Source organism: Kineococcus lubricus (genome assembly GCF_050871965.1).
GTDB lineage: Bacteria > Actinomycetota > Actinomycetes > Actinomycetales > Kineococcaceae > Kineococcus.
On the sequence record NZ_JBJLSK010000022.1, the window covers coordinates 16,058 to 34,996 of the forward strand.

Annotated in this window: 15 protein-coding genes and 2 pseudogenes; 9 read left to right on the forward strand and 8 right to left on the reverse strand. The window is 75.2% G+C overall.

Annotation, left to right across the window (positions count from 1 at the left end; genetic code table 11):
• Positions 1–75: 75 nt before the first annotated feature.
• Positions 76–2,223: a prolyl oligopeptidase family serine peptidase gene (locus ACRYRX_RS16495; protein WP_432513469.1), complete on the forward strand. Its 2,148-nt coding sequence runs from the start codon at positions 76–78 to the stop codon at positions 2,221–2,223.
• Between the two features lie 47 nt (positions 2,224–2,270).
• The gene (locus ACRYRX_RS16500; protein ID WP_432513470.1) at positions 2,271–3,365 is read left to right on the forward strand and encodes a mechanosensitive ion channel family protein; all 1,095 of its coding nucleotides are present in this window, start codon (positions 2,271–2,273) and stop codon (positions 3,363–3,365) included.
• A 57-nt stretch (positions 3,366–3,422) separates the two neighbouring features.
• Here ACRYRX_RS16500 and ACRYRX_RS16505 read toward each other — a convergent pair whose 3' ends face one another.
• The 4 genes from ACRYRX_RS16505 to ACRYRX_RS16520 all read right to left on the reverse strand — a co-directional run bounded on the left by ACRYRX_RS16505 (position 3,423) and on the right by ACRYRX_RS16520 (position 8,018).
• Positions 3,423–5,795 carry a phosphoketolase family protein gene (locus tag ACRYRX_RS16505; protein WP_432513471.1) on the reverse strand — a complete coding sequence of 791 codons (2,373 nt, stop codon included), beginning with the start codon at positions 5,793–5,795 and terminating at the stop codon, positions 3,423–3,425.
• A gap of 61 nt (positions 5,796–5,856) precedes the next feature.
• Positions 5,857–6,480, reverse strand: coding sequence for a response regulator (locus ACRYRX_RS16510; protein ID WP_432513472.1), 624 nt, complete (start codon positions 6,478–6,480; stop codon positions 5,857–5,859).
• A gap of 55 nt (positions 6,481–6,535) precedes the next feature.
• Positions 6,536–7,498 carry a universal stress protein gene (locus ACRYRX_RS16515; RefSeq protein ID WP_432513474.1) on the reverse strand — a complete coding sequence of 321 codons (963 nt, stop codon included), beginning with the start codon at positions 7,496–7,498 and terminating at the stop codon, positions 6,536–6,538.
• Between the two features lie 127 nt (positions 7,499–7,625).
• Positions 7,626–8,018 carry a hypothetical protein gene (locus ACRYRX_RS16520; RefSeq protein ID WP_432513476.1) on the reverse strand — a complete coding sequence of 131 codons (393 nt, stop codon included), beginning with the start codon at positions 8,016–8,018 and terminating at the stop codon, positions 7,626–7,628.
• 95 nt (positions 8,019–8,113) lie between these two features.
• Here ACRYRX_RS16520 and ACRYRX_RS16525 point away from each other — a divergent pair, with 95 nt between their 5' ends.
• The 4 genes and pseudogenes from ACRYRX_RS16525 to ACRYRX_RS16540 all read left to right on the forward strand — a co-directional run bounded on the left by ACRYRX_RS16525 (position 8,114) and on the right by ACRYRX_RS16540 (position 10,957).
• Positions 8,114–8,902 (forward strand): alpha/beta fold hydrolase, encoded by a 789-nt coding sequence (locus ACRYRX_RS16525; protein ID WP_432513478.1) that lies wholly within the window; start codon positions 8,114–8,116, stop codon positions 8,900–8,902.
• Between the two features lie 43 nt (positions 8,903–8,945).
• A pseudogene (locus ACRYRX_RS16530) lies at positions 8,946–9,257 on the forward strand (NAD(P)H-binding protein); the annotation flags it as partial.
• Positions 9,258–10,016: 759 nt separating this feature from the next.
• Positions 10,017–10,511, forward strand: a pseudogene (locus ACRYRX_RS16535) (DUF2867 domain-containing protein); the annotation flags it as partial.
• Positions 10,508–10,957, forward strand: a complete 450-nt coding sequence (locus tag ACRYRX_RS16540) for a globin (protein ID WP_432513480.1) — start codon at positions 10,508–10,510, stop codon at positions 10,955–10,957. The pseudogene ACRYRX_RS16535 and the gene ACRYRX_RS16540, both read left to right, overlap by 4 nt.
• A 1-nt stretch (position 10,958) precedes the next feature.
• On the opposite strand, the gene ACRYRX_RS16545 is transcribed toward ACRYRX_RS16540, so the two are convergent.
• Positions 10,959–11,318, reverse strand: a complete 360-nt coding sequence (locus ACRYRX_RS16545; protein ID WP_432513482.1) for a winged helix-turn-helix transcriptional regulator — start codon at positions 11,316–11,318, stop codon at positions 10,959–10,961.
• A 90-nt stretch (positions 11,319–11,408) separates the two neighbouring features.
• Between ACRYRX_RS16545 and ACRYRX_RS16550 the strand changes: the two genes are divergently transcribed.
• On the forward strand, positions 11,409–12,020 hold the full coding sequence (locus ACRYRX_RS16550; protein WP_432513484.1) for a malonic semialdehyde reductase: 612 nt from the start codon (positions 11,409–11,411) through the stop codon (positions 12,018–12,020).
• Positions 12,021–12,143: 123 nt separating this feature from the next.
• On the opposite strand, the gene ACRYRX_RS16555 is transcribed toward ACRYRX_RS16550, so the two are convergent.
• Together ACRYRX_RS16555 and ACRYRX_RS16560 are read right to left on the reverse strand one after the other, a co-directional pair.
• A complete protein-coding gene (locus ACRYRX_RS16555; protein WP_432513486.1) occupies positions 12,144–13,661 on the reverse strand; it encodes a helix-turn-helix domain-containing protein in 1,518 nt (505 codons plus the stop codon).
• Between the two features lie 157 nt (positions 13,662–13,818).
• Positions 13,819–14,784: a zinc-binding dehydrogenase gene (locus ACRYRX_RS16560; RefSeq protein WP_432513488.1), complete on the reverse strand. Its 966-nt coding sequence runs from the start codon at positions 14,782–14,784 to the stop codon at positions 13,819–13,821.
• A 52-nt stretch (positions 14,785–14,836) separates the two neighbouring features.
• Between ACRYRX_RS16560 and ACRYRX_RS16565 the strand changes: the two genes are divergently transcribed.
• The gene (locus ACRYRX_RS16565; protein WP_432513491.1) at positions 14,837–15,685 is read left to right on the forward strand and encodes an acyl-CoA thioesterase; all 849 of its coding nucleotides are present in this window, start codon (positions 14,837–14,839) and stop codon (positions 15,683–15,685) included.
• Between the two features lie 62 nt (positions 15,686–15,747).
• Positions 15,748–17,262: a GGDEF domain-containing protein gene (locus ACRYRX_RS16570; RefSeq protein ID WP_432513493.1), complete on the forward strand. Its 1,515-nt coding sequence runs from the start codon at positions 15,748–15,750 to the stop codon at positions 17,260–17,262.
• Here the strand turns inward: ACRYRX_RS16570 and ettA are convergent.
• On the reverse strand, positions 17,249–18,931 hold the full coding sequence (gene ettA, locus ACRYRX_RS16575; protein WP_432513495.1) for an energy-dependent translational throttle protein EttA: 1,683 nt from the start codon (positions 18,929–18,931) through the stop codon (positions 17,249–17,251). The two genes, ACRYRX_RS16570 and ettA, sit on opposite strands and share 14 nt — an antisense overlap.
• Positions 18,932–18,939 lie beyond the last annotated feature (8 nt).

Consider the following 18,939-nt stretch of genomic DNA (forward strand, 5'->3'; position numbering starts at 1 on the left):
GAGACGTCGGGGGGACCGCGGCGGGTCGCGCGCGGTTCGACGGGCCCGGGGGGACGCGACCTAGGGTGGTCGCCCATGGGCACCCCCACCTCCCCGTCCCCGGACCCGCGGCTCGCTCCCCGCCTGGACGTCGTCGACGACCTGCACGGCGTGGCCGTCGCCGACCCGTACCGCTGGCTGGAGGACGCCGCCGACGAGCGGACGGTGGCGTGGTCGCGGGCCCAGGACGAGGCGTGGGAGCGGTGGGCGGCGGCGCTGCCGGGCCGGGACCGGCTGGAGCGGCGGGTGCGGGAGCTCATGGCGACCGGGTCGGTCGGCGCGCCCGTGCACCGCGGGGACCGGGTGTTCCGCACCCGGCGCGCCCCGGACGCCGAGCACGGCGTCCTGCTCGTCACCGACCCCGGCGCCGCGCCGCGCGTCCTGGTGGACCCGGTGGCGCTGGACGCCTCCGGGACGACGACGCTGGACGCGTGGCGCCCCGACGTCGAGGGCGACCTCGTCGCGTACCAGCTGTCCGAGGGCGGCAGCGAGGAGAGCGTGCTGCGCGTGCTGGACGCCGCGACCGGTGAGGTGGTGGACGGCCCGATCGACCGGGCCCGCTACTCCCCCGTGGCCTGGCTGCCCCGCGACGGCGACCGGCGGGCCTTCTACTACGTGCGCCGGCTGCCGCCGGAGCAGCTGCCCGAGCAGGAGCGGCAGTATCACCGGCGGGTGTACCTGCACGTCGTGGGGACGGACCCCTCGGCCGACGTCGAGGTGTTCGGCGCGGGCCGGTCGATGACGAACTACTACGGCGTGTGGACCTCCCGGGACGGGCGCTGGCTGGTGGTCACGGCCTCGGACGGGACGGCACCGCGCAACGACGTGTGGATCGCCGACCTGTCCGGGTCGGACCCGGCGAGCCCACGGTTCCGGACGGTCGTGGAGGGGCGGGACGCGAACACCGGCGCCTGGGTGGGCCGCGACGGGCGGCTGTACGTGTTCACCGACCTCGACGCCCCGCGCGGCCGGCTGGCCGTCGCCGACCCGGGCGCCCCGGAGCCGGAGCGCTGGACGGACCTGGTGCCGCAGTCCGACGCGCTGCTGGACGACGTCGCGGTGCTGGACGGCGCCGAGCTGGAGCGGCCGCTGCTGGTGGTCGGCTGGACCGAGCACGCGGTGAGCTCGGTGACGGTCCACGACCTCGCCACCGGGGAGCGGCTGGAGGGTTCGGCCGGACGGGTGGAGCTGCCGGGGACCGGGTCGATCGGCGGGCTGGTGGGCCGCCCCGAGGGCGGGCACGAGCTGTGGTTCGGGTACACCGACACCACGACGCCCTCGCACGTGTGGCACTACGACGCCCGCACCGGCGCGCTCGCCGTGGAGGCCGCCCCGCCCGGCGCCGTGGACGTCCCGCCGGTGGTCAGCGCGCTGCTGGAGTACCCCAGCGCCGACGGCACGACCGTCCGGCTGCAGGTCACCGCGCGCGCGGACCTGCTGGACGCCGACGGCGTCCCCCGGCAGCCGGCCCCCACGATCCTCTACGGCTACGGCGGGTTCGGGATCAGCCTGTCCCCGCACTACGCGCCCGACGCCCTGGCCTGGGTGGAGGCCGGCGGGGTGTACGCCGTGGCGAACCTGCGCGGCGGCGGGGAGGAGGGCGAGGACTGGCACCGGGCGGGGATGCGCGGGCGCAAGCAGGACGTCTTCGACGACTTCCACGCCGCGGCGCGGTTCCTGGTGGACCGCGGTTTCACCACGCCCGGGCAGCTGAGCGCGCACGGCGGTTCCAACGGCGGCCTGCTCGTCGGGGCGGCGCTGACGCAGGAACCGGCGCTGTTCGCCTCGGTGGTGTGCTCGGCGCCGCTGCTGGACATGGTGCGCTACGAGCTGCACGGCCTGGGCGCGACGTGGAGCGACGAGTACGGGACCGCCGCGGTCGCCGAGGAGTTCGGCTGGCTGCACGCCTACTCCCCCTACCACCGCGTGGTGGAGGGGACGGCGTACCCGTCGGTGCTGTTCACGGTGTTCGACGGGGACAGCCGGGTCGACCCCCTGCACGCGCGCAAGCTGTGCGCCGCGCTGCAGCACGCGACGAGCTCGGACCCGGCCGTGCGGCCGGTGCTGCTGCGGCGGGAGCGGGACGTGGGGCACGGGGCCCGGTCGGTGTCCCGCACCGCCGGGCTGGTCCGCGACACCCTGGCCTTCGCCGCGCGGGCGACCGGCCTGACCCTGGACGACTGACCCCGGACGACTGAACCCGGACGACTGAGAAGGAGCTGCACACCCTCGTGCTGGACGACATCACGCAAGCCCTGTCGGCGGTCACCGCCGACGACGCCACCGCCGGCGCCCAGGACGTCGTGACGTTCCTGCTGGACAAGCCCCTGAAGATCGTCGTGATCCTGCTGGTCTGCTGGATCGCCCGGTTCCTCGTGATGCGCCTCATCGGCCGCGTCGCGGCGGGCATCGCGACGGGGGCCGGCAAGCTCGGCGGCGGCCGCCGCAACGGGCTGCTGGAGTCCTCCCCGCTGCTGTCCGAGCGGCGGCAGCAGCGGGCCGAGACGCTCGCCTCGGTCCTGAAGAGCACCGCGACGTTCGTGCTGGGGATCCTGGCGATCCTCATGGTGCTGGACACCGTGGGCATCGCGATCGCCCCGTTCCTGGCCTCGGCGGGGATCGCCGGGGTGGCGCTGGGCTTCGGCGCGCAGGCGCTGGTGAAGGACTTCCTGTCCGGGATCTTCATGCTGGCCGAGGACCAGTACGGCGTGGGCGACTCCGTGGACCTGGGCGACGCCTCGGGCACGGTGGAGGCGGTGGGCCTGCGGGTGACGCGGCTGCGCGACGTGAAGGGCACCGTCTGGTACGTCCGCAACGGCGAGATCCTGCGGGTGGGCAACCAGAGCCAGGGCTGGGCGCGCGCGGTCGTGGACATCTCCGTCGCCTACGGGCAGGACCTGACCCGCACCCAGCAGGTCATGCAGCGGGTGGCCGACGACCTGGTGGCCGAGGAGGCGTGGCGACCGCTGGTCCTGGACGCCCCGGAGGTGTGGGGCGTGGAGCAGATGACGATCGACGGGATCGTGCTGCGCCTGGTCGTGAAGACCGCGCCGCTGCAGCAGTGGGCGGTGCAGCGGGAGCTGATGCGGCGCATCAAGGCGGTGTTCGACGCCGAGGGCATCGCGTTCCCGCCCGCGCAGCGCACGGTGTTCCTGCCGCACGACGACCAGCGCGACGCCCAGCGCGACGACGTCCCCCGGCAGGCCCAGCCGCTGCCGGACCCGGCGAAGGCGGTGACCCCGCAGCCGCCGCCGCCCAGCGAGGCGGACGTGGCCGCCGCGGACGCCGCGGCGGCCGACCCCGCCCGCACCCACCGGGGGCTGTGACCCCCGTCCCCGCGGCGGTCGAGGACGGCCGGACGGGTGTCGTCGACCGCGGCGGGGTCACAGGGTCCAGTCGCGGACCTCGGGAACGTCCTGCAGGTGCTCCACGACGTACTCGTGGTGCCGGCGCAGCTGCGCCTCGCACCACGCCTTGAGGTCGGCGGCCCCGCTGGGCAGCCGGGTCGCGTTGTTCAGCGCGTCGACGACGAGGTGGTAGCGCGACACCCGGTTCCGCACCGTCATGTCGAAGGGGGTCGTGGTGGTCCCCTCCTCGATGAACCCGCGCACGTGGAACCGGTCGGCGTCGGGACGGCCGTGCACGAGCTGGTGGATCGCGCCGGGGAAGCCGTGGAAGGCGAACACGACGTCGACGTGGTCGGTGAACAGCTCCCGGAAGGCGAGCTCGTCCAGGCCGTGCGGGTGGTCGGAGGGGCGGTGCAGCCGCATGAGGTCGACGACGTTCACCACCCGGGTCCGCAGCGTCGGCAGCCGTTCGCGCAGCAGCGCCGCGGCCGCGACGGTCTCCATCGTCACGACGTCCCCGGCGCAGCCCAGGACGACGTCGGGGTCGGACCCGCCGTCGTCGGTGCCGGCCCAGTCCCAGACCCCCACCCCGCGGCGGACGTGCTCGGCGGCGGCCGCGGCGTCGAGGTACTGCAGCTGCGGCTGCTTGTCGATGACGACCAGGTTGATCCGCGAGCGGGTCCGCAGGCAGTGGTCGGCGACCTCGAGCAGGCAGTTCGCGTCCGGCGGCAGGTAGACCCGCGACACCGCGGCGCGCTGGGTGAGCGCGGTCTGGATGAGCCCGGGCCCCTGGTGGCTGAACCCGTTGTGGTCGTTGCGCCACGCCGTGGAGGTCAGCAGCACGTTCAGGCTGGGGACGGGCGCGCGCCAGGGCAGGTGCTCGGCCTCCTCCAGCCACTTGCCGTGCTGGACGGTCTGGGACGCGCTGACCATCGCGAACGCCTCGTAGGTGGCGAACAGGCCGTGCCGGCCGGTGAGGGTGTACCCCTCCAGCCAGCCGTGGCAGTTGTGCTCGGACAGGACCTCCACGACCCGGCCCTCGCGCGAGAGCGCCTCGTCCCCGGGTTCGGTGGCCTCCATCCAGGTGCGGTCGCTGACCTCGAACACCGCGCCGAGGCGGTTGGAGTTCGTCTCGTCCGGGCAGAACAGCCGGAACGTCTCGGGGTTGCGGCGGTAGACCTCCCGCAGGTACTCCCCGAGCCGCCGGGTGGACTCGGCGCGGGTGGTCCCCGGCCGTTCGACGGCGAGGACGTGGTCGGCGACGTCGGGCAGGTCCAGGTCCTGCGTGAGCGTGCCGCCGTTGGCGTGCGGGGTCGCCGACATCCGCAGGTCACCGGTGGGGTCGTTGGCGCGGACGAGGGCGGTGGGGCGGCCGGCGGCGTCGAACAGCTCCTCGGGGCGGTAGGACCGCATCCAGTCCTCGAGCAGCCGCAGGTGCTCGGGGTTCTCCTTCACCCCCGACAGCGGCACCTGGTGCGCGCGCCACGTCCCCTCCACCTGCACGCCGTCGACGACGCCGGGGCCGGTCCACCCCTTGGGTGAGCGCAGCACGATCACGGGCCAGGCGGGCAGCCCGGCCGGCGGGGTCCCGGTGCGCGCGGCGCGCTGGACGTCGCGGATGCGCCGGTGCGCCTCGGCGAGCGCGGCGGCGAACCGGTGGTGCATGCCCGGCAGGTCCGAGCCGGTCACCTCCAGCACGTGGTAGCCGTGCCCGGCGAGCAGCGAGCGGACCTGGGCGGGGTCCTTGCGGGCCAGGACGGTCGGGCCGGAGATCTTGTGCCCGTTGAGGGCCAGCACCGGCAGCACCGCCCCGTCGCGGGCGGGGTTGAGGAACGAGATGCCCTTCCAGGCCCCCTCCAGGGGCGCGGTCTCGGCCTCCCCGTCCCCGACGACGGCCACGGCGAGCAGGTCGGGGTTGTCCATGACGGCCCCGAAGGCGTGGACCAGGACGTACCCGAGCTCACCGCCCTCGTGGATCGAGCCGGGGGTGGTGACCGAGGCGTGCGAGGGGATCCCGCCCGGGGAGGAGAACTGCCGGAACAGCCGGCGCAGCCCGTCGGCGTCCTGGGTCACGGCGGGGAAGCAGTCCGCGTAGGTGCCCTCCAGCCAGGAGGCGGCCACCAGGGCGGGGCCGCCGTGCCCGGGCCCGGCCAGGTACACCGTCCGCTGGCCGGTGTGCCGGATGAGCCGGGAGACGTGGGCGTACACGAACGACAGGCCGGTGCTGGTGCCCCAGTGGCCCAGGAGGCGGGGTTTGACGTCGGCGGGGGTCAGCGGGCGCTGCAGCAGGGCGTCGTCCTGCAGGTAGATCTGCCCGATGGTCAGGTAGTTCGCGGCGCGCCACCAGGCGTCGACCGTGCGGAGTTCTTCGTCGGTGAGGGTCTCGGGAAGGGTCTCGAGGAGGTCCACGGGCCCAGGCTCGCCCAGCGGCCCCCGACGCGCCAGGGCACGAGGTCCTCGGGCGGGACCCTCAGCCGTGGGCGACGTAGACGGCGGCCTGGGTGCGCGAGCTGAGCCCCAGCTTCGCCAGGAGGTTCGAGACGTAGTTCTTCACGGTCTTCTCGGCCAGGTGCAGTTCCCGGCCGATCTGCCGGTTCGTGCAGCCCTGACCCAGCAACCGCAGGACCCGGCGTTCCTGCGGGGTCAGCTCGGCCAGTCGCGGGTCGGCCGCCAGCGGGTCCTCCAGGCGCCGGCGGACGGCCTCGACGGCCTGCGGGTCCAGCAGCGAGCCGCCCGCGTGGACCGCCCGCACCGACCCCACGAGGTCACCGGTGCCGATCTCCTTGAGCAGGTACCCGGCGGCGCCGGCGACCACGGCCGACAGGAACGCCTCGTCGTCGTCGTAGGAGGTGAGCAGGATGCTGCGCGTGCCGGGCGAGACGCGCCGGGCCTGCCGGCACACCTCCACACCGGACCCGTCGGGCAGCCGGCCGTCGAGGACGGCGACGTCGGGGCGGGTCAGCGTGATGCCCTCGACGGCCTCGGCGACGGTGCCGGCCTCGCCGACGACCTCGATCTCGGGATCGGCCTCCAGGACGGCCCGCAACCCGGCGCGGACCACGGCGTGGTCGTCCAGCAGGAACACCCGGACCATCGACTCGTCCCCTCCCCCGTGCGGTCGTCCCGGCGACGACCGTCTCCGGCGATCCTCACCCCTGCGGCCCGGTCCCCGCCGCCGACCGGCCGGGTTCGGGACCAAGGTCCCGGCCCGGGGGCTGCGGGACGACCACGACGGGGCCGCCGGCGCGGTGCAGGACGGCGTGGCTGACCGAGCCCAGCAGGGCCGCGGCGAACGCGCCGCGGCCGCGGGTGCCGGTCACCAGCAGCCGCGAGCCGTCGGCGGCGGCCAGCAGGGCCTCGGCGGCCGACTCGTCGCGCACGAGCCGGTGCGCCACCGGCAGGCCCGGCTGCTGCGCCCGCACGGCCTCGACGGCCGCCTCGAGGCGTTCGGCGGCGGCGTCCTCGACCACGCGCAGGGTCTGCGTCCAGTCCGGGACGTCGAGGCCGTACGGGGTGGCGGCCACGGCGAACGGCGGGTGCCAGACCGCGACGACGGTCAGCTCCACCCCGGCCTCGGCGGCGTACCCGGCCGCCCAGCGCAGGGCCGCGTCGGCGTGCCCGGACCCGTCGTGGCCCACGACCACTCCCGCCACCGGGCCCCCGGCCGGCGGCAGGGTCCGCACGAGGGCGGTCGGGACGGGCGCGTGGGAGGCGAGGAACAGGCTGGTGGACCCCAGTTCCAGGGCGCCCAGGGTCCGCAGGCCGCGCCGGCGGCGGGCGCCGGTGACGACCAGCGCGGCCCCGGCGGCCTCGGCCAGCAGCGCCCGCCGGGGCTGGTCGTGCACCAGGCGCACCTCCACGTGCGGGGCGCCCGCCGCGCGCGCCACCTCCGCGGCCGCCTCCAGCCCGGCGCGGGCCCCGGCGTCGACCTCGTCGAGCACCGCGGAGGAGTACCCGGCGTCGAGCAGGTCGGCCGAGTGGGCCGCGGCGTGCACGACGCGCACCGCGACGTCGCGGCGCGCGGCCTCCCGGGCGGCCCACGCGAGGGCCGCGCGCCCCTCCTCCAGCCGGTCCACGCCGACGACGACCGCGCCACGCCCGGAGTCCGTCACGACTGCCTCCCCACCTCGGGCCGGGAGCCGCGGGCGCGGCCCCCTGCTGGCACCAGGCTGCTCCCGGGAGCCCCCCGCCGGGCAGGGACCTCGGTCCCGGGCCCGCGCGCGGCGGGGGCGGTCCGGTTCACGCCCGCCGGGGCGCGCGGGCGGCGGCGCGCAGCTCGCCGCGCTCGCGACCCGCGGCGTCGAGCACGACGGCGTGGTCGGCGTGCCGGTCGGCGGCCAGCAGCGCCAGCCCGACGGCGGCGGCCCCGCCGGGCCCGGTGAACGTCCCCCACCGCTCGCGGACCGTCCCGTCGTCGTCGCGCAGCTCCACCCGGCAGGCCTCGCCCCCGGTGCCGCCGCCGGCGTCCTCGTGCAGGCCCTGCCGGACGCGCGGGAGCACGTCGGGCCGGATGGGCAGCACCTCCACGACCCCTCCGTCGTCGCGCAGCACCAGCTGCGAGCGCAACGGGTCCGGCCGGACCTCCACCGTCACCGGTCCCCGCCCGGTGAACCGCTCGCGCACCTCGACCACCCGCCTCCTCGTCCGTGCCCCTGACGGTGTGTCGGGGGCGCGCGGTAGGAAAGGGACGAAGGTCCTGCCCACCACCCCGACCCCTGGAGCCCCTCGTGCGCACCGGAACCGCCGCCGGAGTCCCCTACGTCGCCCTGCCGCCGGCCACGCCCCGCCCGGACGCGCCGGTCGTCGTCGCGTGGCACCTGCTGGACGCCCCGCGGACCCCGCAGGCGTTCGCGGCGGCGCTGCCGCTGGCCGGGTTGGACGCGTGGCGGCTGTACCTGGGGCTGCCGATGTCGGGGGCCCGGATGCCGGCCGGCGGGATGGAGGAGGTCCTCGCCCTCGCGGCCCGGGACATGACCGGGCTGGTCCACGGCCGGATCGCGCGCGAGGCCCTGGCCGAGTTCCCCGCCGCGTGGGCCGCGCTGCGCGGGGAGCTGGGCCTGGGCGGGGGCCCGGTGGCGCTGGTGGGCGGGTCGATGGGGGCGATGGTCGCGCAGCTCGTCGCCGTCTCCGGGGTGGTGGCACCGCGGGCCCTGGCGCTGCTGAGCCCGCTGATCGAGCTGCGCGTCACCCTGCCGTTCATCGCCGACGTCCTGGGGGTCGAGCTGGTCGAGTCGCCGGGGAACGAGGAGCTGCTGGAGCAGTGCGACTTCGTCGTGCGCGCCGCAGAGCTGGCCGGCGTCCCCCGGCTCGTGGTGGCCGGGGACCAGGACGCCCCGTTCTTCCTGGAGCGGATCGCGGCGCAGCGGGCCGCGCTGCCCGACACCCGGTACGAGGAGATCGCCGGGATGGGGCACGCGCTGGCCGACGAGCCGGGCCTGGAGGCGGCGCCGCAGACCCCGCACGCGGTGCGGGTCGACGAGCTCGTGACGGGGTTCCTGGCCCCGCTGCTGCGCTGACGCCGGGTCGCGGGGGCGCACACCCGCTCCGAGACTGGGGGCCATGAGCGACATCGCTGCGGGGGACGGTCGGCTGGCGCTGGTGACGGGGGTCACCGGGTACATCGGCGGCCGGCTGGTCCCCGAGCTGCTGGAGGCGGGGTTCCGGGTGCGGGCCCTGGCCCGGCGCCCGGAGGCGCTGCGCGACCGGCCGTGGATCGGGGACGTGGAGGTCGTGCAGGCCGACGCCTCCGACGCCGGGCAGGTGCGCGCGGCGCTGGCCGGGGTCGACGTCGCCTACTACCTGATCCACGCGATGAGCGCCGGCGGGGCGTTCCCGGCCCGGGACCGCCGCACGGCGCGGACGTTCGCGCGGGCCGCGGCCGAGGAGGACGTGCAGCGGATCGTGTACCTGGGCGGGCTGCACCCCGAGGGCGAGGACCTGTCGACGCACCTGGAGTCGCGCCGGGAGGTGGGCGAGATCCTGCTGGACGCCCCCGTGCCCGCGACGGTGCTGCAGGCCGCGGTCATCATCGGGTCGGGCTCGGCGAGCTTCGAGATGATGAGGTACCTCACCGAGCGGCTGCCGGTGATGGTCTGCCCGGCGTGGGTGAGCAACCGGATCCAGCCCATCGCGGTCCGCGACGTGCTGCGCTACCTCGTGGGGTCGGCCTCGATGCCGCCGGAGGTGAACCGCACCTTCGACATCGGCGGCCCGGACGTCATGACGTACCTGGACATGATGCGCGGGTACGCCGAGGTCGCCGGGCTGCCCCGGCGGCGGGTGCTGCCGGTGAAGGTCATGTCCCCGCAGCTGTCCAGCCACTGGGTCGGGGCGGTCACGCCGGTGCCGGGGTCGATCGCGCGGCCGCTGGTGGAGAGCCTGGTGCACGAGGTCGTGTGCAAGGAGCACGACGTGGCGCGGTACGTGCCGGACCCGCCCGGCGGCCTGATCCCGTTCCGGCGGGCGGTGCAGCTGGCGCTGCAGCGCATCCAGGAGGCGAACGTCGCGACGCGGTGGAGCTCGGCGTCGGTGCCCGGCGCCCCGAGCGACCCGCTGCCCAGCGACCCGGACTGGGCGGGCGGCAACCTGTACGTCGACGACCGCACGACCGTGGTGGACGCTCCCGCGGACGTGCTGTGGCGGGTGCTGGAGGGCATCGGCGGGGAGCAGGGCTGGTACTCGTGGCCGACGGCGTGGACGGTGCGGGGGGTGATGGACCGGTTCTCCGGCGGGCCCGGTCTGCGCCGCGGCCGGCGCGACCCGCGGCACCTGATGGTCGGGGACGTCGTGGACTGGTGGCGGGTCGAGGAGCGTCAGCCGGGCCGGCTGCTGCGGTTGCGCGCGGAGATGAAGCTGCCGGGCCTGGCCTGGCTGGACCTGAGGGTCGAGACGGACCCGGTGGGCCGCACGCTGTTCCACCAGCGCGCCCTGTTCCACCCCCGAGGTCTGGCGGGGCAGGCGTACTGGGCGGCGATCAGCCCGTTCCACGGGGTCGTGTTCGGCGGGATGCAGGAGAACGTGAAGGGGGCGGCCGAGGCGGCGGCCCGCGGTGAGGGGCGGGTGAGCCCGGCCGAGGCCGCCCCCGGCGCGGAGGAGGCACGCGAGGGGGCGACACTGGTGGGGTGAGCCCCGACCTGCCGTTCGTCCGCCCGCAGAACCTCCTCGGCCGCACCCCGGCCGGTCCGGACGGGGCGACGCGGACGTTCTACGACGAGGTCGGCGGGCACGAGACGTTCGTCGCGCTCGTCGCGAGGTTCTACGAGGGGGTCGCGGCCGACGAGGTGCTGCGGCCCATGTACCCCGAGGCCGACCTGGGCCCGGCCGAGCGCCGGATGCTGATGTTCCTGGAGCAGTACTGGGGCGGGCCGACGACGTACTCGGCCGAGCGCGGGCACCCGCGGCTGCGGATGCGGCACGCGTCGTTCAAGGTCAACCCGGACGCGCGCGACCGCTGGCTGGGCCACATGCGGGTGGCCGTGGACTCCCTCGGCCTGCCGCCGGCGCAGGAGGGGGTCCTGTGGGACTACCTGGAGCGGGCCGCGCACAGCATGCTGAACACGTTCGAGGACTGACTCACCCGTCCTGGCCCGCGCAGCGCTCGGCGGGCAGGTTCTGCTGGGCCCAGCGCGTCAGCTCCTGCAGCGCGGGGGCCAGGGCGGTGCCGGAGGCGGTGAGCTCGTAGACGACCGACACCGGTGGCCCGGGGTGGACGGTGCGGGAGACCAGACCGGCCCGGCACAGCTCGGCCAGCCGGTCGGCGAGCACCGAGTCGCTGATGCCGGCCACGGTGCGCCGCAGGTCGGAGAACCCGGCGGGGCCGTGGGTCAGGGTGGCGAGGAGGATGCCGTTCCACCGCTTGCCGAGGAACCCGAAGGCCCGGGCGAGCGCGCCGTCGCACGCGCGCGGGTCGTGCACCACCTGCGGGTCCGTCATCCCCCCACCCTACTCCTTGACTCTTCAACCTCCGGTGCTACTCTGTTTTTCGAAGCAACACCGTCCAGGCTAGTATGAGGAGCACCGCAGATGACCACGCTCACCCAGGACCCCCGCCGGCTCGACGAGGCCACCCTCGCCGCCCTGTTCACCGGCGCCCACACGGCCAACACCTTCGCCGACACCCCGGTCGGCGACGAGGAGCTCACCCGGATCTGGGAACTGGCCCGCTGGGCCCCCACCGGCGCCAACCTGCAGCCGCTGCGCGTCCTGTTCGTCCGCACCCCCGAGGCCAAGGCCCGGCTCGTCCCGCTGCTGGCCGACACCAACCGCGACCGCGCCGCGAGCGCCCCGGCGATCGCCGTCCTCGCCGTCGACGACCGGTTCCACGACGCCATCCCGACCGTCGCGCCCTTCATGGTCCCCCGCCAGGGCTGGCTGGAGGAGAACGCCGCCGCCCGCGGCGAGATGGGCGCCTACAGCGGCGCCCTGCAGGCCGGGTACTTCATCCTCGCCGTGCGCGCGCTCGGCCTGGCCGCCGGCCCCATGGCCGGTTTCGACAAGGCGGGCGTGGACGCTGAGTTCTTCGCCGGCACGAGCTGGCGCTCCAGCCTCGTCGTGAACATCGGCCACCCCGGCCCCGACGCCTTCCGCCCGCGGCTGCCCCGGCTGCCGCACGAGGACGTCGTGCGCTTCGCCTGAGCGGCCCCACCCCACCCCCTCCGCGATCAAGGACACCCGCCCCGCGATCAAGGACACGTGTGTCCTTGATCGCGGGGCGGGTGTCCTTGATCGCGGGGGTCCTCGAGGGGCGGTGGGGAGGCGTCAGGCCTCGGGCTGCCGGGGGGCGTGGGAGGACAGGAACGAGTAGACCTCCAGGTCGTCGACCCCGGGGAACCGGCCCGAGGGCAGCGGGGCGAGGGTCTGGGCGTGCAGGCGCGCGCTGGGCCAGGCCGCGTCCGCCCACCGCTCGACCATGCTGCTCGGCGGGCGGCGGCAGCAGGCCGCCTCCGGGCAGGTGCTGACGGTGCGGACCCGGGTGTCGCGGCCGCGGAACCACTTCGCGTGCGCGTACGGGACGCCGACGGTGATCGAGAAACCCCCGTCGTTGCTCATGCCGGTCTGGCTCGAGCACCAGAACGTGCCGGCCGGGGTGTCGGTGTACTGGTAGTTCTCGGTGGTGCGGTTGCGGACGTCGAACACCGTGCGGGCCGTCCACTTCCGGCAGACCGGCTGCCCCTCGATCGCGCCCGAGGAGTCCTCCGGGAACGGGACGCCGTCGTTTTCGTACCCGCGGTACAGCGCCCCGTCGTCGCCGACGCGCAGGAAGTGCACCGGGATGCCGAGGTGGGAGGTCAGCAGGTTCGTGAGCCGGTGCGCGGCGGCCTCGTGGGTCACGCCGAACGCGTCCCGGAAGTCCTCCACGGCCAGGTCCTTGTCGGCCTTGGCCGCCGACAGGAACTCCACGGCCGCGCTGCGCGGCAGCAGGCAGCACGCCGCGAAGTAGTTGATCTCCAGCCGCTGCCGCAGGAACTGGGTGTAGCTGGCGGGCCGCTCGTGCCCCAGGACGCGGTGCGCGATGGCCTGCAGCGCCATCGACCGCAGCCCGTGCCCGCCGGGGATGGAGGCCGGCGGCAGGTAGATGCGGCCGTTGGCGAGGTCGGTGACGGTGCGCGTGGAGTGCGGCAGGTCGTCGACGTGGATGAGGGTGAACCCCAGGTCCCCGGCCATCCGGGCGACCTGCCGGTGGGTCAGCGCCCCGACGGTGTACCCGGCCGAGCGCACGAGGTCCTCGGCGACCTCCTCGATCTCGGGCAGGTGGTTGTCCGAGGCCCGCATGAGCAGCCGGATCTCGGTGTTGGCGCGGCGGGCCTCCTCGGGCGTCGCGTTCGACGCGTCGTGCCGCCGGGCCAGTTCGCGGTGCAGCTGCACCAGCGCCTCGAGGGCGTCGGTCGGCAGCTTCCGGCTCGAGCGCACCTCGGTGAGCCCCAGCGAGCGGGCCAGGGTGGAGCGCTGGGCGTGGTCCAGCTCGATCTCCAGCGCGGCGCGCCGGCTCGGCGGCGGCGCGGGGTCGAGCAGGTCCGACGGGGGGACGCCCAGGGCCTTGGCGACGGCGGTGATCAGGGAGAGCCGGGGTTCGCGCTTGCCGTTCTCGACCTGCGACAGCTGGCTCTGGGCCGCGCCGACCTCCTCGCCGAGGCGGGCCAGGGTCCAGCCCTTGGCCTGGCGGTGGTGGCGGATGCGCCGGCCGACGGTGAGGGCGTCCAGCCCGGTCTCCGGCGCGGGCGCGGCGAGCGCCGGGTCGGTCAGCGGTTCGAGCGCAGCGACGCGCAGCGGAGCCATGGGGTTCACCGTACGTGAAGAACGACCGATCTTCACCCCTGTGATCCGTTGTGCGGGGACCGCACCGGGACCATGCTCGAAACCATCGCCGCCACGTCCCTCGGGCACCGGGCTCGCCGGGAGGACGTGGCGGCGATGAACCGGGTCCGGCCCCGGGTCAGGGACGCACCAGCACCTTGCCGACGGCCTCGCCGGACTCCAGCCGCGCGAACGCGTCCCGCGCATCGGCCAGCGCGTGCACGGAGTCGATCTCCGGTTCCAGCCCCGCGGTGTCGCAGAACTGCAGCAGCCGCTCGAACTCCTCGCGCGTGCCCATGGTCGAACCCAGGACCCGCAACTGCCGGAAGAAGACGTTCTGCAGCATCGCGGGCGGGTCGCCGCCGGTCGTCGCCCCGGCCACGACGACGCAGCCGCCGGGCCTGAGCGACTGCACCGAGTGCTTCCAGGTGGCCTGCCCGACGGTCTCGAACACGGCGTCGACGCGGGCGGGCAGCCGTTCCCCGCTGCCGAACGTCGCCGCCGCCCCCCACGCGCGGGCCCGGGCGAGCCGCTCGGGCGAGCGGCCGGCGACCCAGACCCGCAGCCCCGCCGCCGACCCCAGGACGACGAGGGCGTTCGACACCCCGCCGGCGGCGCCCTGGACGAGGACGGTCTGGCCGGGCACGGCCCTCGCCTGGGTGAACAGCATCCGGTAGGCCGTCAGCCAGGCCGTCCCCAGCGACGCGGCCCGCTCCACGCTCCAGCCCGCGGGCCGGGGCAGGACGTTGCGGCGCGGCACCCACACGTGCTCGGCGAGGGTCCCCGGGTGCTCCTCCGACAGCAGCGAGCGGGCCGGGTCGAGGGTCTCGTCGCCGCGGAAGTCGTCGTCGGACACCACGGCGTGCACGACGACCTCGCGGCCGTCGTCGGTGGTGCCCGCGGCGTCGCAGCCCAGCACCATGGGCAGCCGGTCGGCGGGCAGCCCCACCCCGCGCAGGCTCCACAGGTCGTGCCGGTTCAGGGCGGCGGCCCCCACGGTGACCCGCACCCAGCCCTCCGGCGGCGGCGCGGCGGGCGCGTCGGCGACCTCCAGCGCGGACAGCGGGTCGTCGGGGGCGGCGCGGACGGCGCGGGCGGCGAGCACGCGCCGACCGTACTGCGGCGACCGTCGCGCGGCCCGGCGGTAGCGTGCCCGGATGACCGCCTCGCCCCTGCTGCCCGTGCTCGACGTGCGACCCGCCGAGGACGCCGTGGACGTGTTCGGGGGCCCGAACCTGCCGCACTGGCGGCCGCGGCTGTTCGGCGGCCAGGTGCTCGGGCAGGTCGCGGTCGCCGCCGGGCGCACCGTCCCCGAGGACCGCGCGCTGCACTCGCTGCACGCCTACTTCCTGCGCCCGGGCGACCCCGACGTCCCCGTGGCCTTCACGGTGGAGCGCCTGCGCGACGGGCGCTCCTTCTCGGCCCGGCGCGTCCAGGCGACGCAGGCGGGGGTGCCGATCCTGTCCGGGATCGCCTCCTTCCAGACCGCCGCCGAGGGGCTGGAGCACCACGAACCGGCCCCCGAGGTCCCCGACCCGGAGGACCTGCCCAGCGACTACGAGCTGCTCGACGCCCTCGACCACCCGATGGCCGCGCGGATCGGCCGCGGCCGCCACGTCGACGTGCGCCACGTCGAGCCCGCCCTGTACGCCGCCGCCGATCCCCAGCGGCGGGCGGGGCAGTCGGTGTGGTTCCGCCTCGACGCCCCGCTGCCCGGGCCGGACCTGCTGCACCGCGGCGCCCTGGCCTACGCCAGCGACCTGAGCGTCCTGGAGCCGGTGCTGCGCCGGCACGGGCTGGCGTGGGCGACGCCGGGGATGAGCGTGGCGAGCCTGGACCACGCGATGTGGTGGCACCGGCCGGCGCGCGCCGACGAGTGGGTCCTGTACGTCACGCAGAGCCCCAGCGCCTCGGGGGCGCGGGGGCTGTCGACCGGCCGCATGTACGACCGGCAGCGGCGGCTGGTGGCGACCGTCGCGCAGGAGGGCATGCTGCGGCTGCCCTGACCGACCCGCCGAACGGGTGGGACGGTCTCAGCCGCGGCCCACCCCGCGCCGATCGTCCACCCGTGAACACCTCGCGCGGCGGGACGCTCCTGCGCCTGCACCTGATCGTCGGCACGACGCTGGCGGTGCTGTGCACGCTGCTGCCGGTCGGCCCGGTGCGCGACGTCCTGTACACGACCATCAGCTTCGGCTGCGCGGCCCTCATGGCCGTCGGCGTGCGCCGCCACCGCCCCCGGGCGGCGGCCGCGTGGTGGCTGACGACGGCGGGCATCGCCGTGTGGGCGTGCGCCGATCTGCTGTGGGCCGTCTACACGTGGGTGCTCGGCGTCTCCCCGTTCCCCTCCCCCGCCGACGCGCTGTACCTGGCCAGCTACGTCCTCATCGCCTCGGGCTTCTGGCTGTTCGTGCGCGCCCGGCGCGGGGAGGGCGACCGCGAGGGCGTCATCGACTCCCTCATCTTCACCGTCGGCTTCGTCCTCGTCAGCTGGGTGCTGCTGATGCGCCCGGGGCTGGAGTCGGCCGGGGAGTCGACGGTGGCGCGGGTCCTGGCCGCGGCCTACCCGCTGGGCGACGTGCTGCTGCTGGCCCTGCTGGTGCGGCTGCTGACCACCACCGGGGCCCGCACGGCCGCCTTCAGCTGGCTGGTGGCGGCCAACGCGCTGCTGCTGGTCGCCGACTGCGCCTACCAGTACGTCCTCATGACGACCGGGTACTCCGGCGGCATCATCTCGCTGCCCTGGCTGCTGGGGTACGTCGCCTTCGCCGCGGCCGCGCTGCACCCGTCGATGCGCGGGCTGACCGACCCCGGCCACGGCGACGGGGACACCCGCTTCACCCGCCGCCGGCTGGCGGCGCTGACGCTGGCCAGCCTGGTGGCGCCCGGGACGCTGCTGCTGCAGCTGGCCTTCCACTGGCGGCTGGAGGCGTGGGCGGTCGGCCTGGCGTCGGTCGTGCTGTTCCTGCTGGTGGTGCTGCGCATGTCGGGGCTGCTGCGGCACCTGGAGCAGCAGGCGTCGCGGCTGGCGGACCTGGCGCGCACCGACGCGCTGACGGGGTTGCCGAACCGGCGCACCAGCGACGCGGAGCTGGAGCGGATGCAGACCCGCGCCCGCGCCGAGGGGACGGCGCTGTGCGTGGCGGTGCTGGACCTGGACCGCTTCAAGTCGTTCAACGACACCTTCGGCCACCAGGCCGGGGACCGCCTGCTCGTGCAGTCGGCCGCGGCGTGGCGGGAGGGTCTGGCCACCGCGCACGCCGGGACCGGGCCGGGCCGGGCGGCGATGCTGGGCCGCTGGGGCGGTGAGGAGTTCGTGCTGCTGCTGCTGGGCCACGACCTGGCGTCGGCGACGGCGGTCGCCGACGGGCTGCGCACCCTGACCCCGGCGGGGCAGACGTTCTCGGCCGGGGTGGCGCTGTGGTCGGGGCTGGAGAGCCCCGCGGAGCTGTTCGCCCGCGCCGACACCGCCCTCTACCTGGCGAAGACGGCCGGCCGGGACCGGGTGGTGCCGGCCGCCGCGCCGCCGCCGGTGGGCGACGACGCGGCGGGCGCGGCGGGGGTCCCGGTCAGTCGCGGGTGAGCTTGCGGTACGTCACCCGGTGCGGGCGGGCGGCGTCCGGGCCCAGGCGGGCGACCTTGTTCTCCTCGTAGCCGGCGAAGTTGCCCTCGAACCAGTACCAGTTCGCCGGGTTCTCCTCGGTGCCCTCGTAGGCGAGGATGTGCGTCGCGACGCGGTCGAGGAACCACCGGTCGTGGCTGACGACGACGGCGCAGCCGGGGAACTCCAGCAGCGCGTTCTCCAGCGAGCCGAGGGTCTCGACGTCGAGGTCGTTGGTCGGTTCGTCCAGCAGCAGGACGTTGCCGCCCTCCTTGAGGGTCAGCGCGAGGTTCAGCCGGTTGCGCTCCCCGCCGGACAGGACGCCGGCGGGCTTCTGCTGGTCCGGGCCCTTGAACCCGAACGCCGAGACGTAGGCGCGCGAGGGCATCTCCTGGCTGCCGACCTGGATGAAGTCCAGGCCGTCGGAGACGACCTCCCACAGCGTCTTGGAGCCGTCGAGGCCGCCGCGGGACTGGTCGACGTAGGACAGCTTGACCGTCTCGCCGATCTTCAGGTCGCCGCCGTCGAGCGGCTCGATGCCGACGATGGTCTTGAACAAGGTGGTCTTGCCGACGCCGTTGGGGCCGATGACGCCGACGATGCCGTTGCGCGGCAGGGAGAACGACAGGCCGTCGATGAGGGTGCGGTCCCCGAAGGACTTCTTGAGGCCCTTCGCCTCGATCACCACCGACCCCAGCCGCGGCCCGGCCGGGATCTGGATCTCCTCGAAGTCGAGCTTGCGGGTCCGCTCGGCCTCGGCGGCCATCTCCTCGTAGCGGTTCAGGCGCGCCTTGGACTTGGTCTGGCGGCCCTTGGCGTTGGACCGGACCCACTCCAGCTCGTCCTTGAGGCGCTTGGCGAGCTTGGCGTCCTTCTTGCCCTGGACCTCCATGCGGGCGGCCTTCTTCTCCAGGTACGTGGAGTAGTTGCCCTCGTAGGGGTAGGCGCGGCCGCGGTCGAGCTCGAGGATCCACTGCGCGACGTTGTCGAGGAAGTACCGGTCGTGGGTGACGGCCAGGACGGCGCCGGGGTACTTCGCCAGGTGCTGCTCCAGCCACGTCACCGACTCGGCGTCGAGGTGGTTGGTGGGCTCGTCGAGCAGCAGCAGGTCGGGCTGCTCCAGCAGCAGCTTGCACAGCGCGACGCGGCGCTTCTCGCCACCGGACAGGACCGAGACGTCGGCGTCGCCGGGCGGGCAGCGCAGCGCGTCCATGGCCTGCTCCAGCTGGGAGTCCATGTCCCACGCGTTGGCGTGGTCGAGCTCCTCCTGCAGCTGGCCCATCTCGGCCATGAGGGCGTCGAAGTCGGCGTCGGGGTCCTCGAACAGGCCGGTGATCTCGTTGTAGCGGTCCATCTTGACCTTGAGGTCGCCCAGGCCGTCCTGGACGTTCTGCAGGACCGTCTTGGTCTCGTCCAGGGCCGGTTCCTGCATGAGGATGCCGACGCTGTACCCCGGCGAGAGGCGGGCCTCGCCGTTGGAGGGCTGGTCCAGCCCCGCCATGATCTTCAGGACGCTGGACTTCCCCGCGCCGTTGGGGCCCACGACGCCGATCTTCGCCCCGGGGTAGAACGACATGGAGACGTCGTCGAGGATGACCTTGTCCCCGTGCGCCTTGCGAGCCTTGGACATCACGTAGATGAATTCCGCCACGGCCCCAG

Coding starts and splice junctions, on each gene's coding strand:
- ACRYRX_RS16545 (WP_432513482.1), bottom strand. CDS start 11,318: ATGACGGACCCGCAGGTGGTGCACGACCCGCGCGCGTGCGACGGCGCG.
- ACRYRX_RS16550 (WP_432513484.1), top strand. CDS start 11,409: ATGACCACGCTCACCCAGGACCCCCGCCGGCTCGACGAGGCCACCCTC.
- ACRYRX_RS16510 (WP_432513472.1), bottom strand. CDS start 6,480: ATGGTCCGGGTGTTCCTGCTGGACGACCACGCCGTGGTCCGCGCCGGG.
- ACRYRX_RS16555 (WP_432513486.1), bottom strand. CDS start 13,661: ATGGCTCCGCTGCGCGTCGCTGCGCTCGAACCGCTGACCGACCCGGCG.
- ACRYRX_RS16565 (WP_432513491.1), top strand. CDS start 14,837: ATGACCGCCTCGCCCCTGCTGCCCGTGCTCGACGTGCGACCCGCCGAG.
- ACRYRX_RS16495 (WP_432513469.1), top strand. CDS start 76: ATGGGCACCCCCACCTCCCCGTCCCCGGACCCGCGGCTCGCTCCCCGC.